The sequence below is a fragment of the Terrimonas sp. genome, from assembly GCF_003075435.1.
GTDB lineage: Bacteria > Bacteroidota > Bacteroidia > Chitinophagales > Chitinophagaceae > Agriterribacter.
In genome coordinates, this window is the sequence record NZ_QCZJ01000032.1 from 26,415 (window position 1) to 41,593 (window position 15,179).

10 protein-coding genes are annotated in these 15,179 nt (G+C 39.5%); 5 read left to right on the forward strand and 5 right to left on the reverse strand.

Annotated elements, in window-relative coordinates; all coding sequences use genetic code 11:
* Window positions 1-85: 85 nt before the first annotated feature.
* Window positions 86-904, reverse strand: coding sequence for an N-acetylmuramic acid 6-phosphate etherase (gene murQ, locus DC498_RS22665; RefSeq protein WP_116876438.1), 819 nt, complete (start codon window positions 902-904; stop codon window positions 86-88).
* Window positions 905-927: 23 nt separating this feature from the next.
* Window positions 928-1,773 (reverse strand): N-acetylglucosamine kinase, encoded by an 846-nt coding sequence (locus DC498_RS22670; protein WP_116876439.1) that lies wholly within the window; start codon window positions 1,771-1,773, stop codon window positions 928-930.
* A 62-nt stretch (window positions 1,774-1,835) separates the two neighbouring features.
* Here DC498_RS22670 and DC498_RS22675 point away from each other — a divergent pair, with 62 nt between their 5' ends.
* Window positions 1,836-3,428: a S41 family peptidase gene (locus DC498_RS22675; protein ID WP_116876440.1), complete on the forward strand. Its 1,593-nt coding sequence runs from the start codon at window positions 1,836-1,838 to the stop codon at window positions 3,426-3,428.
* Between the two features lie 188 nt (window positions 3,429-3,616).
* Here the strand turns inward: DC498_RS22675 and DC498_RS22680 are convergent, their stop codons facing one another.
* Window positions 3,617-4,453, reverse strand: a complete 837-nt coding sequence (locus DC498_RS22680; protein WP_116876441.1) for a hypothetical protein — start codon at window positions 4,451-4,453, stop codon at window positions 3,617-3,619.
* 61 nt (window positions 4,454-4,514) lie between these two features.
* Here DC498_RS22680 and DC498_RS22685 point away from each other — a divergent pair, with 61 nt between their 5' ends.
* From DC498_RS22685 to DC498_RS22695, 3 genes are read left to right on the forward strand one after another with little or no spacing between them, the layout of a single operon-like run.
* Window positions 4,515-5,885 (forward strand): DUF3667 domain-containing protein, encoded by a 1,371-nt coding sequence (locus tag DC498_RS22685; RefSeq protein WP_165813937.1) that lies wholly within the window; start codon window positions 4,515-4,517, stop codon window positions 5,883-5,885.
* 8 nt (window positions 5,886-5,893) lie between these two features.
* Window positions 5,894-6,670: a nucleoside triphosphate pyrophosphohydrolase gene (gene mazG, locus DC498_RS22690; protein ID WP_116876443.1), complete on the forward strand. Its 777-nt coding sequence runs from the start codon at window positions 5,894-5,896 to the stop codon at window positions 6,668-6,670.
* On the forward strand, window positions 6,667-10,446 hold the full coding sequence (locus DC498_RS22695; protein WP_116876444.1) for a sensor histidine kinase: 3,780 nt from the start codon (window positions 6,667-6,669) through the stop codon (window positions 10,444-10,446). Before mazG ends, DC498_RS22695 begins: the two co-directional genes overlap by 4 nt.
* Before the next feature lie 33 nt (window positions 10,447-10,479).
* Here DC498_RS22695 and DC498_RS22700 read toward each other — a convergent pair whose 3' ends face one another.
* Together DC498_RS22700 and DC498_RS22705 are read right to left on the reverse strand one after the other, a co-directional pair.
* Window positions 10,480-11,196 (reverse strand): phytanoyl-CoA dioxygenase family protein, encoded by a 717-nt coding sequence (locus DC498_RS22700; RefSeq protein ID WP_116876445.1) that lies wholly within the window; start codon window positions 11,194-11,196, stop codon window positions 10,480-10,482.
* A gap of 18 nt (window positions 11,197-11,214) precedes the next feature.
* Window positions 11,215-14,136 (reverse strand): FAD-binding and (Fe-S)-binding domain-containing protein, encoded by a 2,922-nt coding sequence (locus DC498_RS22705; protein ID WP_116876446.1) that lies wholly within the window; start codon window positions 14,134-14,136, stop codon window positions 11,215-11,217.
* 354 nt (window positions 14,137-14,490) lie between these two features.
* On the opposite strand from DC498_RS22705, the gene DC498_RS22710 reads away from it, so the two are divergent.
* Complete coding sequence (locus tag DC498_RS22710; protein ID WP_116876447.1) at window positions 14,491-15,093, forward strand: RNA polymerase sigma factor; 603 nt, start codon at window positions 14,491-14,493, stop codon at window positions 15,091-15,093.
* Window positions 15,094-15,179: the final 86 nt, after the last annotated feature.

The following is a 15,179-nucleotide window of genomic DNA, read 5'->3' on the forward strand; positions in this document are numbered from 1 at the left end:
CGAACTTTGTTCCGCTGCGTCCATTGTGTAGGACATACTTTTAAATTAGATTATAACACCAAAACCCAGGTTTCCTTTATGTCACCTACACTTTCTCTGCTTCTATAGCTTTTTTTACACTTCCGTATTTCAGCAAAAGCACTTTGGCTTTTTCATAATCCGTAATGCCTGAGCGCTCCATCAGCATTTTAGTGCCGCGGTCAACCAGCTTGGTATTGCTCAGCAGCATATTCACCATCCTGTTATCCTCCACCCTTCCCAATTGTATCATTATAGAAGTGGAGATCATATTCAACACCAGTTTTTGGGAAGTTCCGCTTTTCATTCTTGTACTGCCTGTTATAAACTCAGGACCTACAGCTACTTCTATAGGATAATCTGCCGCTTCAGTTAAAGGCGAACCAGGATTATTGGTAATGCAACCGGTAATAATGCCCTGTTCCCTGCATTTTTTTAAGGCAGCAATCACATAAGGTGTAGTACCGCTGGCAGCAATGCCTATCACCACATCTTTATCATTTATATGATGTCCAGACAGGTCATCCCATCCCTGTGTTAAACTGTCTTCCGCAAATTCAACAGGCTGGGTCATAGCTTTTTTACCGCCGGCAATAATACCTACCACCAGTTCAGGCGGTACACCGTAAGTAGGCGGGCATTCGCTGGCGTCTACTATAGCAAGCCGCCCGCTTGTACCGGCGCCGATATAAAACAACCTGCCGCCCGCAAGCATCTTATCAACTGCCGCATTAACCAGCCTTTCTATTTGAGGGATAGCACGCTCGATAGCATCCGGCACTGTTTTATCTTCTTTATTGATGTTAGCTAAAATTTCGGCAACAGGCATTTTCTCCAGGTGACGATAAGGAGAAGACTGTTCAGTTATCTTGATAAAATCATTCATGGTATTTAATCAGCAGAATTTGGTTATTTATGATATTCGGATAATCCTTCCATAGGATTCTTCAGTACCCTTCCCATGGTAAATTCATATGCATTACAAAGATCCTGTAAAACATCTTTAAAATAATAGGATATACCGCCTACAAAACTAACAGGTTGCGTCCAGCTTTCGCGAAACTTGCAGATATGCTGAAAGAAAAAATCGTTCAGGGCATCTTCAATAATATTCTCAACCATATAATGTCCGCGGTTTTCTGACAAAAACGGAGCAAACGATGCAAGATAGCGGTTTGCCATCGGCTTTTTGTAAACATTATCAAGTATAATATCCTTATTAATATTAAACTTAAGGTCAAACCGCCCCTGCAGTTCTTCATCAAAAGTTCCGTACAGGTAATATTGAAGCACTTTTTTTCCGAGACAGGCGCCGCTTCCTTCATCCCCCAGCACATAACCCAGCCCGGGTTTATTATTAGTTATTTTTTTGCCATTGTAATAACAGGCGCTTGAACCAGTTCCCAAAATACAGGCTACGCCCTTATCATCTCCATATAATCCTCTTGCAGCAGCCATTACATCGTGTGTTACTTCAATTTTAACGGCAGCTTTAAAAACGCTTTTCAGTGCTTTTTTAACAATATTGGCATTAGCAGTATTAATACAACCTGTGCCATAATAATAAATTTCGGCTATTTCGGCTTTCCCCGTAAAAGGCGCTAATTCATTGCGTAGTATAGTACTTATCTGTTCAGTATTAAGAAAATAGGGACTGATGCCCTGTGTAAAAATACTTTTCTTCGTTTTGCCATTAATCAGGCACCATTCCGCCTTTGTTGCTCCGCTATCTGCTATCAATTTTATAACCGGCATTATTAATTTGAACTTATTTTATGAAATTCGTGCTCTCAAAGATAATATACAAACGCAGACGAATGAGTAATAACAGGTTCAGATTGTGGTTACCCCTGATTTTCTCCCTGGTGATGATCTTAGGCATGTTTTTCGGCTATAAAATGAGGGAAAAGATGCCGGTTGGCGCGAAATTCTTTTCAACTGAAAAAAAGGGTACTGTGCAGGAAGTACTGGATCTTATCTCCAACCGCTATGTAGATCCTATAAAAACAGACACCCTGGCAGATGCGGCAATACAGGAAATGCTCACCCATCTTGACCCGCATTCCATATTTATTCCGGCAGAAGACCTGCAGCAGGTAAATGAAGACCTGGCGGGTAAGTTTGAAGGTATTGGTATTGAATTCAATATTTTTAATGATACCATCAATGTATTAAGCGTATTGAAAGGAGGGCCCTCGGAACAGGCTGGCTTACAGGTAGGAGATAAATTTTTGAAAATAGGTGACTCTGCGGTGGTTGGTAAAAAAATAGATGGCGATATGGTGCGCCAGTTATTGAGAGGGTTACGAGGCTCTAAAATCAAAGTAATTGTACTCCGCGCCAATGAGAAAAAAGAATACAGCATTACAAGAGGTATTATTCCATTGTTTTCTCTTGATGCCGCTTATATGATCGCTCCTTCTACAGGATATATCCGTTTGAACAAATTTTCTGAAACTACATACGAAGAATTTATGGAAGCCATGCAAAAGCTAAAAGAGCAGGACGTACAAAAAATGATCCTTGATTTGCGGGGCAACGGAGGAGGCATTTTGCAGGAAGCCGTGGAAATTGCTGATGAGTTTTTAGATGACAACAAGCTTATTGTATACACCCAGGGCGACCATGTAAACAAGCAGGAATTCAGGGCGAAAAGGGAAGGTATTTTTGAAAAAGGGAAGTTAGTGGTGCTTATTGATGAAGGTTCTGCATCAGCCAGCGAAGTATTAACCGGCGCGTTGCAGGATTGGGACAGAGCAGAGGTAGTTGGGCGCCGCAGCTTCGGCAAAGGATTGGTACAGGAACAATATAATTTAACCGATGGGTCAGCGCTGAGGTTAACTATTGCGAGATATTATACGCCGCTGGGAAGATCTATTCAGAAACCTTATGACCAGGGGCTGGAAAATTATAATGATGAATTACTGGATCGTTACCACAAAGGCGGGTTGATGAATGCAGACAGCAACAGGAATGATAAAGGTCAGGCATACCAAACGCCGGATGGTAAAAAGGTATATGGCGGCGGTGGAATAACGCCTGATGTTTTTGTTGCCATTGATACCGCAGGTATTACCGATAAAATTGCAAGGTTATATACCAAAAACACAATCGGTAATTTTGTATACAACTATTATGTTGACAATATCAGCCAGTTTAAATTATTTACAGATCCTGCATCGTTTGAAAAGGGCTTTGATGTAGACGATAAAGTATGGAATGCCCTTACTGATTTTGCCAAAAAGGATAGCATTCCACTTAACGAGCTCTCTCCGTCTGATAAATCGTTTTTGCGCCAGCGTTTAAAAAGCTTGTTTGCAAGGCAGCAATGGCGCAATGAAGGATTTTACGAAGTAAATAATGTTAAAGATCCTATAGTTAAAAAAGCTTTGGAAGAATTAAATAAATAACGATTGCAGTTTTATTGCCGCTGATTCCATCGCCCTGTATCGCATGATGGAATCAGGGTTACAACAATTTCTTTTTCATAGAATAGCATACGGAATACACGGATGATATTGATTACCGAGGATACATTTCGTAATTATCCGCCACAGGCATGCATTCCATGTTGCATTCGTTGCCAGGAATGTCCTTATCATAAGGTATATTGGTATTCAATTCGTCCAACCAGCTTTTTTTGCTTGTTATAACCGCGCTCTTCCGTTCGTAAGCCTTGCTCATTGTAAAGGTATTTCCAGATAATATAATTACTGGCATCCTGTTGCATATTAATCATTTGTACCAGCCGGTTGTTTTCATCATACTCAAAAATATAATCCGGTACAAGCTTTTGTAATCTCTCATTATATCTTACTATGTCGGTTAAGCGGTTAAGCGAATCATAATAATAGTACGTCTTGCCTTTTGAAACATTTCTCCACCAGCTTTCTTCTTCAAGAATATTCCCTTTTTCATCCGTTAAGAATTTTACAGTGGTGGTGTCTGTATTATTTTTTATGTATAGCATATATTCCGGCAGGCCCTGCGCATTGTAGAACCATACATGTTTTTCTGTTTGCTTTCTCTTATCCATAAGCCCGGTTACGGTATTAACTGCGGCTGATAGTTTACCTGTTGAATCAAAACTATATTCATAAACGGTAAGCACTTCATTAGTGCTGTCAACAGACTTATATAACTGTGCCTTGAAATTATAGAAAGCAGTAAGGGATGAGTTACCGGCTACCCCAGATCTTGTTACGGTCCTGATCTGTGTATACCCACTGTTCGGTTTTATATTACAGCTGAAATCTTCAGATGGTATACCATCTGCTTCAAAACTGAGCAGGGAAACCTGCCGCACTTTATTCTTTTTATAAGCTTGTTGCACAGCAGCGTTCTGACCGGTAAGTATTATATCCCGGTAATAATATTGCGAAAAGGAGAACCGGGCAAACAAAAAGGTTAAACAAATGAGGATAAGTTTTTTCATAATAGAATACTGAGGATGCTTCATAGAAAGCAAAAGTATTATTTTTAATAAAATTTACAGCGTGTCGCACTTTAAGGAAAGAAAGGAAAAAAACTGCTTAAACTGTAATGCAGAAGTGATTGGCAGGTTTTGCCATGTTTGCGGACAGGAAAATATAGAGCCCAAAGAATCAGTATGGCATCTTATCACTCATTTTTTTTATGATATCACCCATTTTGATGGCAAGTTTTTCAATACTGTAAAATACCTGCTGCTACGGCCGGGGTTTCTTACTGCTGAATATGTAAGAGGAAAGCGAATGACATACCTGCACCCGATACGAATGTATGTTTTTACCTCAGCCTTTTTCTTTCTTATATTTTTCTCATTCATCAGCCCGCATAGCGAGCCTGAAAAAGAAGGCATTGAAGGATTAAAAGAGGCATTAATCCTTAAACAGAACGAGCTTAAGAATTTAAAAGAAATGCAGGAGGGCACTAAAGACAGCCTTATAAGAGCTGCAGTTACCAAAGCAATGCATAAATATGACATAGAAATTGCAACATTAACTGACAGCATCAGCAAAATGGAAAGCAGCGAAGGTGCAAAAGATAAACAAGCGGAAGATCTTCCTGTGTTCATCCGTAAAAAAATACCGGAGATAAAGGGAACGATTGATTCTGTGACCCGGGAAGTGCAAAAAGAGATTGATAAAGAGAAAAGCGGTGCTATTGATTCTCCTGAACATAACACGGATACCGGCTACAGGTACAAACAACCTGTTTCACTCAAAAAAGATACCATAAGCGCAAAAAACACAATAGGTAAAAAAGATACCGCAGCTAAAAGTGATACCCCTACTGTAAAAAGAAACCGGAACGTCAGCACGGATGTTCTTGACTTTGAATTTTATAAAGATGAAGCCACATATCTCGCCGTACAAAAAGAACTTCCCCCCGAAAAACAGGATGGCTCTATTAAGCGCTCTCTTATACTGAAGCTGTTACACTGGCATGAGCAACAAAGCAAAGACGGAGGAAAAGCTTTTGAAACATTGAAAGAGAAATTCAAGCATTCATTTCCTACATTGCTCTTCGTATCACTCCCCATTTTTGCATTCCTGCTAAAATTACTTTACGTAAGGCGTACAAAATTTTATTATGCCGACCATGGCATATTTGCCATACATACCTATTGCGCAACTTTTATTTTGCTGCTGCTGTATTATATGTTCGATGCAATAGGCGATAACGCAGGATGGTGGATTTTCTATCTCATTAAAGCGGCATTAGTCATATATATCATGTACTATACCTATAAAGCCATGCGGAATTTTTATGAGCAGGGACGTTTTAAAACATTTATTAAATACCTGTTCCTGGGCTTTATGACATCCATAGTAATGACATTCCTTATTCTTGTGTTTTTTGTTATATCAGCATATAATGTATAATAGTATTTATGGAAACTACTGAAACTGCTTTTTTAAGATTAGTAAATATCATGAATGACCTCAGGGAAAAATGCCCCTGGGATAAGAAACAAACCATCCAGACATTACGCGCTCTTACCATAGAAGAAACATACGAACTTGCAGACGCGATTACTGAAAACAACTGGAAGGATATAAAAGAAGAGTTAGGCGATGTGCTGCTCCATATTGTTTTCTATGCAAAGATCGGCGCAGAACAGCAACAGTTTACGATTGATGATGTTATCAATGGCATATGCGGGAAACTGATAGCCCGCCACCCGCATATATATGGAGATGTAAAGGTTGAGAATGATGAGGACGTGAAAAGAAACTGGGAAAAATTAAAGCTGAAAGAAGGAAAAAAATCTGTACTGAGTGGCGTGCCTACATCGCTGCCGGCAACGGTAAAGGCTATGCGCCTGCAGGAAAAAGCAAAGCAGGTTGGTTTTGAATGGGACAACCGCGCACAGGTATGGCAAAAGGTTGAAGAAGAGATGCAGGAGTTGCAGGAGGCAATAAAAGCAAACAACCAGGATGCTGTTGAGGAAGAATATGGCGATCTTATATTTTCTTTAATTAACTATGCACGATTTTTGCATATTGACGCGGAAAACGCACTGGAACGTACCAATAAAAAATTTATACAACGGTTTACTCAAATGGAAGAAGCCGCGACAGGAACAGGTAAAAGCCTGGCAAACATGACGCTGGAAGAGATGGATGCGATATGGAACCGTATTAAAATACAAAACAAAGCAATTTGAAAAAATTCTGGGGCGATCTGTTTTATAATAATGGATACCTGCTTATTGGGGCAGCCTGGCTTTTTACGCTCTCATTTATCTTTAGTAACTACTGGTCTTATACTTCATCTCCCAGAGGAGTAAAAAAATCCCTGGAAAAATATGTGTGGCGTAATGAAGAAGATTTTGATAGTTTTTTAAGAGATACCTCTTTAATAAGAAAGTTTACTTACAACGAAGAAAAAGAAGAAGATGTAATACAGATAAGAGAGAAAGATTATAGTTTTTTTCTTTACAACCAGATAGACACGGCAAACTATGAACTGATCTTCTGGAATACCCAATCTATATTGCCTGAGGAAACGTTATTAATGAATGATAGTACCAACTTTATCAAATCATTAACCAACGGACAGTACCAGGTAATAAAAAAAAGGTTGAATACCGGCAGTAAAAATTCACTTGCCCTCTACCTGCTGCCGATACGCCGGCAATATGTGCTCGAGAGCGAATATCTCCGGAATGGTTTTGTAAATCAAAGTAATCTTGAGGATAGTTATTCCCTTTCATTTGCTCCAACTGATTTTCCTATACGAAGCAAAACAGGTGAAACATTGTTTTACCTGCAGCCTAAACCATTCAGCGATGCCGAAGGATATGACTGGGTAACGCTCCTTTTCAGAGTGGCAGGCTCTCTGCTTATTCTTTTTTTCCTGCATAATATCGGTATTGCTATTTCAAAATCCATAAGCCCGGTTGCAGGAGTTGCGTTTATGGTGATTTTATTAACAGGGCTAAGATTTTTAAGTTATATTTTTCATATACCTGCTAATTTCCGCCAGTTTGAGTTGTTTAATCCCCGTGTATACGGTTCAAGCTTTATTTCACCCTCGCTGGGGGATTTACTCATAAACTCTCTGATATTTTTCTGGCTCGTAATTTTTGCACGTGTTCAGTTTTATGGCCGGGGATTAAGGCTTGATACACTCAGCCCGGCATGGAAAAGAGCAATATTGATTCTATTATCTACCATTCTTCTGGTAACCACTTTAATATGCGGTCATGTTATACGAAGCCTCGTTGCCGATTCGCAGATATCACTTGATGTAACCAATTTCTTTACACTTAATATTTACAGTGTATTTGGCTTTGCGGTATTATGCTGTGTATCCATAAGCTATTTTATATTCTCCCAGGCCATCCTCAACATGATGGAAAGAATGATCCGGAAAGCCTACTATGTGCAGATTGTACTTGTTGCCTTTATAGGCCTTTTAATTTTAAGTGTAAGAGTTAACAGTCCTTATATACTTTTTGAGTTACTCATCCTGGTTTGGGTATTATTTTATGTATACCTGATGAACAAAATTCCGCTCAATTTTGTACGGAGTAATTTTGTTGCCGGGAACGCGATGTTCTGGCTATTTATTTTCTCTGCGTCTATTGCAGCCATAATCATATCACAAAACCGCACCCGTGAGCTTGAGCTAAGAAAAAGAACTGCGGAAAAACTGGTTATACAAACAGATCCGTCAAGTGAGCGGTTGTTAAACATAGTAACCCAAAGTTTTACTAATATATTTTTTCTCAGCAATCTTGATAAAATTACTAATCCTGCAAAAAATGCGAGATTTAAAGACAGTATACTGAATGCGTATTTTGAACCTTTTACCAGCAAATATGAGACTGAGCTTTTCTTTTTTAACGCTGAGGAACAACCACTGGGCAATGGAGGGAGGCTTACATATGATGAGATCAACAGCATATACTCCGTGCAGGGCAAGGCTACTAAAATTCCTGAGCTGCGATATTATGAAACCGCTTTCGACAAGTTCAGTTATGTATATTCAAGGGAAATAAGAGATAGTTCTAAAAACATCAGGGCATATTTTTTTATGCTTGCTAATCCCAAGCGATACAGGAGTGATGCCTTGTATCCCGAATTATTTAAGCAGGCGGAAGATTTTTCTTTTGAGAACACACCTGACTATGCATACGCCATTTATGTTGACAGAAATTTACAGGCTTACGTTAATGATTATAGCTTTCCAACTGTTCTGAATGATGAAAACATTCCTAAACAGGATTTTTACGACAGGTATGTAAATGGCTACAGCGAACTGTGGTATAAATCGGGCAACAAGGTTGTTGTGATAACACGCCGCAGCAGTTTTATTATGGAAGCTATCGCTCTTTTCTCATACCTGTTTGTTGGCTTTTTGATATTGGTTGTAATTTTCCAGGTTGCCAGCATTATCATTCTCTCAGGATTCAGGATAAGAGCATTACGAACGCTCACAGATTTCAATATCAGGTCGCAGATTTATGCAACCGTAATTTTTGTGAGTGTGTTTGCCCTGGTAATCGTAGGCGGAACCACCATCGTATTCTTTACATCTTCGTATAATAAAAATAATAAAGACAGGTTAAGCAAATCCATCCAGGACATTTCTAAAGAATTAAAAAGCAAAATAAGCGATCACCGTATGAAGGACGAAGTGATGCAGGTATATGATTCTGCATACAGCAGGGAATTGAGGCAACAAATAGCAAACCTTGCCCAATCACATGACGTTGATGTGAACCTCTATAATTCAGACGGATCACTTCAGATTTCTTCTCAGCCATTTGTATATAACAAGGGGGTATTGAGCAGAATGATGGAACCGCTGGCGCTATACAATCTTCAAAAGCTCAAAAAAATACAATATATACAGGAAGAAAGCTATGGAAAGATGAAATACCTGAGCATTTATGTACCTGTATTAGGCGACAACCGCAATGCTGTTGCTTATCTCAATATTCCATATTTTAATTCGCAGAACAGGCTGAAGCAACAGATCGCCAGCTTTCTTGTAACCATTATTACTATAAATGCATTTATATTTTTGTTAGCCGGCATCATTGCATTGTTCCTTACCAACAGGATTACCGGATCATTTACACTTATCGGCGCCATGATGCGTGATGTAAATCTTGGTAAACACAATGCTGAGATAGTATGGACTAAAAAAGATGAGATAGGTGTGCTGGTAAAAGAATATAATAAAATGGTGCAAAAACTGGAAGACAGCGCCGCTGCTCTTGCAAAAACAGAAAGAGAAGGTGCATGGCGCGAAATGGCAAGACAGGTGGCGCACGAAATCAAGAATCCGCTTACACCGATGAAGCTGAGTATTCAATATCTTCAAAAAGCCATAAGCAATAATGCGCCAAATGTAAAGGAACTATCATCTAATGTAGCACAAACCCTGGTTGAGCAAATAGACCACCTCTCACGCATAGCTGCGGAGTTTTCACAGTTTGCTAATATCGGCAATTCAAAAAACGAGGTGTTTGATCTGAATGTATTATTAAATTCACTCGTGTACCTGCATGATGTGCAGGAAAGAGTGAGCGTAAAGCTACATACCGGCGATGACCCAATTATAATCAGCGCCGACAAAACACAGATCAACAGGCTTTTTACCAACCTGCTGCAAAATGCAATTGAGGCGATCCCTGAGGATGAAACCGGCTATGTTTCCGTACTCAAGGATGAGAACAATGATGCTGTTACTATCAGCATAAAGGATACCGGCGCAGGTATTTCTAAAACCGCCCGTGTCAATATTTTTACACCCAACTTTACTACAAAAACATCCGGCACCGGTTTAGGATTAGCCATATGCAAAGGCATAGTTGAGCAGGCACGAGGCAACATCTGGTTTGATACGGTTGAGGGAAAGGGCACTACATTTTTTGTAGAGCTGCCGTTATATAAAAATGGTGAGGATAGTAATGTTGCTTTGAATTAGAAATATTATAGTACGAGCTACAAACCAGCAAACTTAGCTCCGGATCATCAGAAGCTCAGCCCATTGCATTCCCTGAGGTAATGCTTTATCAGCAAACTCAATGTGTATAACTCTTCTTCTTTTGAAATTTGTTGTTCTGCCTGAACTGTGCAGCAATAGAGGTTTCATGATCATAATTCCTCCTGCAGGCACTTCACACACCTTTTCAGATGCTTTTCTCCAGTCAATTGTTTCCGGCCGGTATATTCCCCTCACATGCGAACCAGGTACAACTTTTAAAGCGCCGTTATTTACATTAGTATCATCAAGATGAATACGAATAGTAAATATATTTTCAAGATATTCTACGGCAGGCTTAACTGCAAATTGATTATACTTAGTCGTCCATCGTGTAAAGCCTTTGTATGCTACTTTGTGATCAACCGAAATCGTTAAATCCTGGTGATAAGATACATACCAGTTAGAACTTTCAGGTTTATCAAAATATATACTCTTAACCACAAAATACTTGCTTCCAAACAAACCTGTAATTACACGTTTTAGTTTATGGCTAAAAATTAATTCACCTGCATCAGGAATTTCTTTTAAAAATTGGCGGATAGCAAAAATATCATTTGATTTACGAAAAGTATCCTTTGTTTTGTCTGCTTCATCAATAATAGAAATTATTTGCTGAACTTCCTGCATGGAATATATATCCGCTATAGTTGTAAAGCCATTTTCATTTAATTCAGGCCTGTATGTATTCATATTACCGTACTAAAATTATCATAACAATGCCTCATACAATACCTCCACAGGGTGCAATGCTTTTTTAGAAGCCCCGTCTTTTATCTGGTGCCTGCAACTGGTGCCGGGTGCAGCAATAATATCATCTCCTTCTGCTTTTCTTACTGCCGGCAACAATACAAGCTCAGCAACCTTCATAGAAAGCTCATAATGTTCTTTTTCATAGCCGAAAGAGCCGGCCATGCCGCAGCACCCGGAAGGAATGGTTTGTACTTTATAACCTTTAGGAATAGAAAGTATCTTAACTGTTGGCATTACAGATGATAATGCCTTTTGCTGGCAATGTCCGTGCAGCATTACTTTTTTTGATGCTGACGTAAATAAGGTCGTATCAATCCTGCCACGATCCAGCTCCATAGAAAGAAATTCATCTATCGTCCATACATTTTTAGAAAGGTTTTTTGCCGCTTCAAATATATCATCATCAGCCAGGTCAATATACTCGTCTCTGAAAGTGAGTATAGCAGAAGGTTCTACCCCTATCAAAGGTGTTTCTTCTGTAATGAATGGTGCAAGATTTCTTATATTTTGTGCTGCAATAACTTTTGCTTTACGCAGTAATCCTTTACTTAACCATGAGCGCCCGCTCTCTGTATGCTGCGGTATCTCCACTTCATACCCTAACCGCTCTAAAAGCAATATCGCCTTAATCCCTATTTCGGTATCATTATAATTGGTAAACTCATCGCAAAAGAAATATACTTTTTTCTTTGCAGGAGCAGGGGCTGTATTGTTTCTTTTGTGTATTTTATACCAACTCAGCAAAGTGGTTTTATATAATTGCGGCATAGAACGATCAGCCGCGAAGCCCGTAAACTTTTTTATTAACCCGCTGGCAAAACCATTGGTCATAAAAAAATTATATACACCCGGTACTATTGCGCCCAGTTTTGAAAAGTTACCAAAGTTGGCTATCATTCTGCTGCGCAGCGGTATACCATTCGCATCATAATACTGCTGTAAAAACTCAGCCTTCAGTTTTGCCATATCCACGTTGGAAGGACATTCAGACTTACAGGCCTTACAACTCAGGCACAAGTCCATCACTTCCTTGATCTCTTTATGATCAAAACGATTCGCTTTTGTGGAATGTGTTAAAAACTCACGCAGTATATTCGCCCTTGCCCTGGTAGTATCTTTTTCATTTCGGGTAGCCATATACGATGGGCACATGGTTCCACCGGATAAATGTGTTTTACGGCAATCACCGGAGCCGTTACATTGCTCCGCATGCTGCAATACATCCTGGTTGTGATAACGAAAAACTGTTTTAAACGCCGGCGTTCGCTGTCCCGGCGTATAGCGCAGCATCGTATTCATGGATGGCGTATCAACGATCTTGTTAGGATTGAAAATATTATGCGGGTCCCAGGCCTTTTTAATTTCTTTCAGCAACGCGTAATTTTTTTCGCCTACCATCTGCTTAATAAATTCTCCGCGTAATCTGCCATCACCATGCTCACCACTTAATGAGCCATTATATTTTTTTACCAGCGTTGCTATCTCTTCCGCTATAATGCGGAATAATTTATTTCCCTCTGCTGTTTTTAAATTAATGATAGGACGCAGATGTATTTCTCCACTACCAGCATGCGCATAGTGCACAGAATACAAACCATATTTAGCAAGAATAACATTAAAGTCCCGGATAAAATCAGGCAGGTCATTCACATCCACTGCTGTATCTTCTATAACAGGCACCGCTTTTTCATCGCCCGGCAAATTACTCAGCAGGCCAAGCCCTGCTTTACGCAATGTCCATATCTTTTTAGTATCATCGCCCATCAACAACGGGAAATGATACCCTAAACCTGCGGTACGCATTTCAGCTTCTGCTGCTGCAGCGGCGGCTTCTACGGCTTCCTTTGTATCCCTGCTGAATTCAATCACCAGTATAGCACCCGGATCGCCCTGTACAAAAAACCTGTTCTTGCGCTGCTCAATATTGTCTTTAGTACACTCAAGAATAAAATGGTCAATCAGCTCGCTGGCAGATACATTGTATTTTAAACCAATAAGATTGGCACGCAATGCTTCATCAATTGAATTAAAATGCACACATAACAAACCGGAAACTTTTGGAGGCAGCGGTACTACATTCAGCTTTATTTCTGTAATAAAAGCAAGCGTACCTTCAGATCCTGCTATCAGTTTACAAAAATTAAAATCAGGTTCGCCTGCTGTAAATGGCGCCGTATCAAGCAATACATCTGCGGCATACCCGGTATTTCTTCTTTCTATTGTTTTTTTGGGAAACTCTTTTCGGATTTCCTGCTGGTTATCGTAGTTGCTCAGCAGTTTCCTTATATCCTTATATATTCTTCCCTCAAGCGTATCAGTTTCACATTTGGCATGAAAGCTGTCAATATCCATCGCACAAAACTCCGCTTCAGAGCCATCACTCAGTAACGCTTTTACTGCCAGTAAATGTTCACGTGTGCTCCTGTACACTACAGAATTTGATCCGCAGGAATTATTACCCACCATACCGCCGATCATCGCTCGGTTAGCCGTTGACGTTTCAGGACCAAAAAACAATCCATACGGTTTTAAAAACATATTCAGCTCGTCACGAATTACACCCGGTTGAACCCTTACCCAGCGTTCTTCCTTATTCAGCTCCAATATTTTAGTAAAGTATTTCGACACATCTACAATAATACCATTGCCTACTACCTGCCCTGCAAGTGAAGTACCTGCTGTACGGGGAATAAGCGATGTATGTTCCTTATTCGCAAAAGCGATCAGTTTTTTTATATCATCAATAGATTTTGGAATAGCCACTGCCTGTGGCATTTCCCGGTATGCAGACGCATCGGTAGCATACAATGTTCTGATAACATCATCATCATAAAACTCGCCTTCCAGTTCTGCAGCCAGTTGCTTAAAATTATTCGTCATATGTATTAGGCCCGTAAGCGGAAAAGTATACTGCCTTTTTGCAGCGCAAATTTACGGGTAATTTCTATGCTCCCTATGAAAAATCGCAGGCTTCTTTCGCAAATGGAATGGAGGAATATTTGATTTTGCGAAAATGCAAATATGGAGTTTCAACCTCTGGGAAATAAAATTTTAATCCCAACTACGACTTTTCACTTTCCCGGTTGTCTTCTTATAAGGTGTATGAAGTTCATTCAGCATTGGTGCTTGGTAAACCATAAAATGTTAGTGAACTGAAAAAAATATTTTATATTTTTAATTGAGGGTTAATAGAAAACAGCCTGTTATCTTTCAAAACCTGCTTAATGATAACGAATGCTTAGCGCTTCTGAAGATAGAGAAAGATGTCTTTTAGATGAGGTAGCCAATGGTGATGAAAAGGCTTATGCTGTGTTATTCCACACTTACCGACCCAAAATTTACTCTTTTATCTTTCGTATATCCGGCTCAGTCCAATCAGCCGAAGATGTTACCCAGGATGTATTCGCTAAAATATGGCAACGCAGGGCAGATATGGTCAGCATTAAAAACTTTAATGCCTATATTTTCCGTGTAGCCCACAATCACTTTCTGAATGCCATGAAAAAAATGGCCAAAGAGACACTTGTGCTACAAAAAATTGAAAAACAATCAGCTTCAGTGCAAGAAGTGTGTGAAGGGCTGGAAAGAAAAGAACTTCGCCGCTTATTTCATTTTGTGGTGGATGAACTGCCGCAAAAGCAGAAGATGGTATTCCTGCTAAGCAAGGAAAAAGGAATGAAACAGGAAGAAATTTCTGAGCAGCTTAATATTTCTGTAGTAACGGTTAAAAGCCATATGACGCAGGCATTCCGGAACATACGGAAGAAATTAAAAGCCGTTTATTACTTTATTACTATACCTTTTGTAATTATGCTCACCTCTTTTTTTATGTGTTAATTTTTTTTGACGCCATACGACTTTCTCTTTTCTCCGTTGTCATATATCTTACCTATATAACATTATTGGGTTTTTGTGCCGCTTTT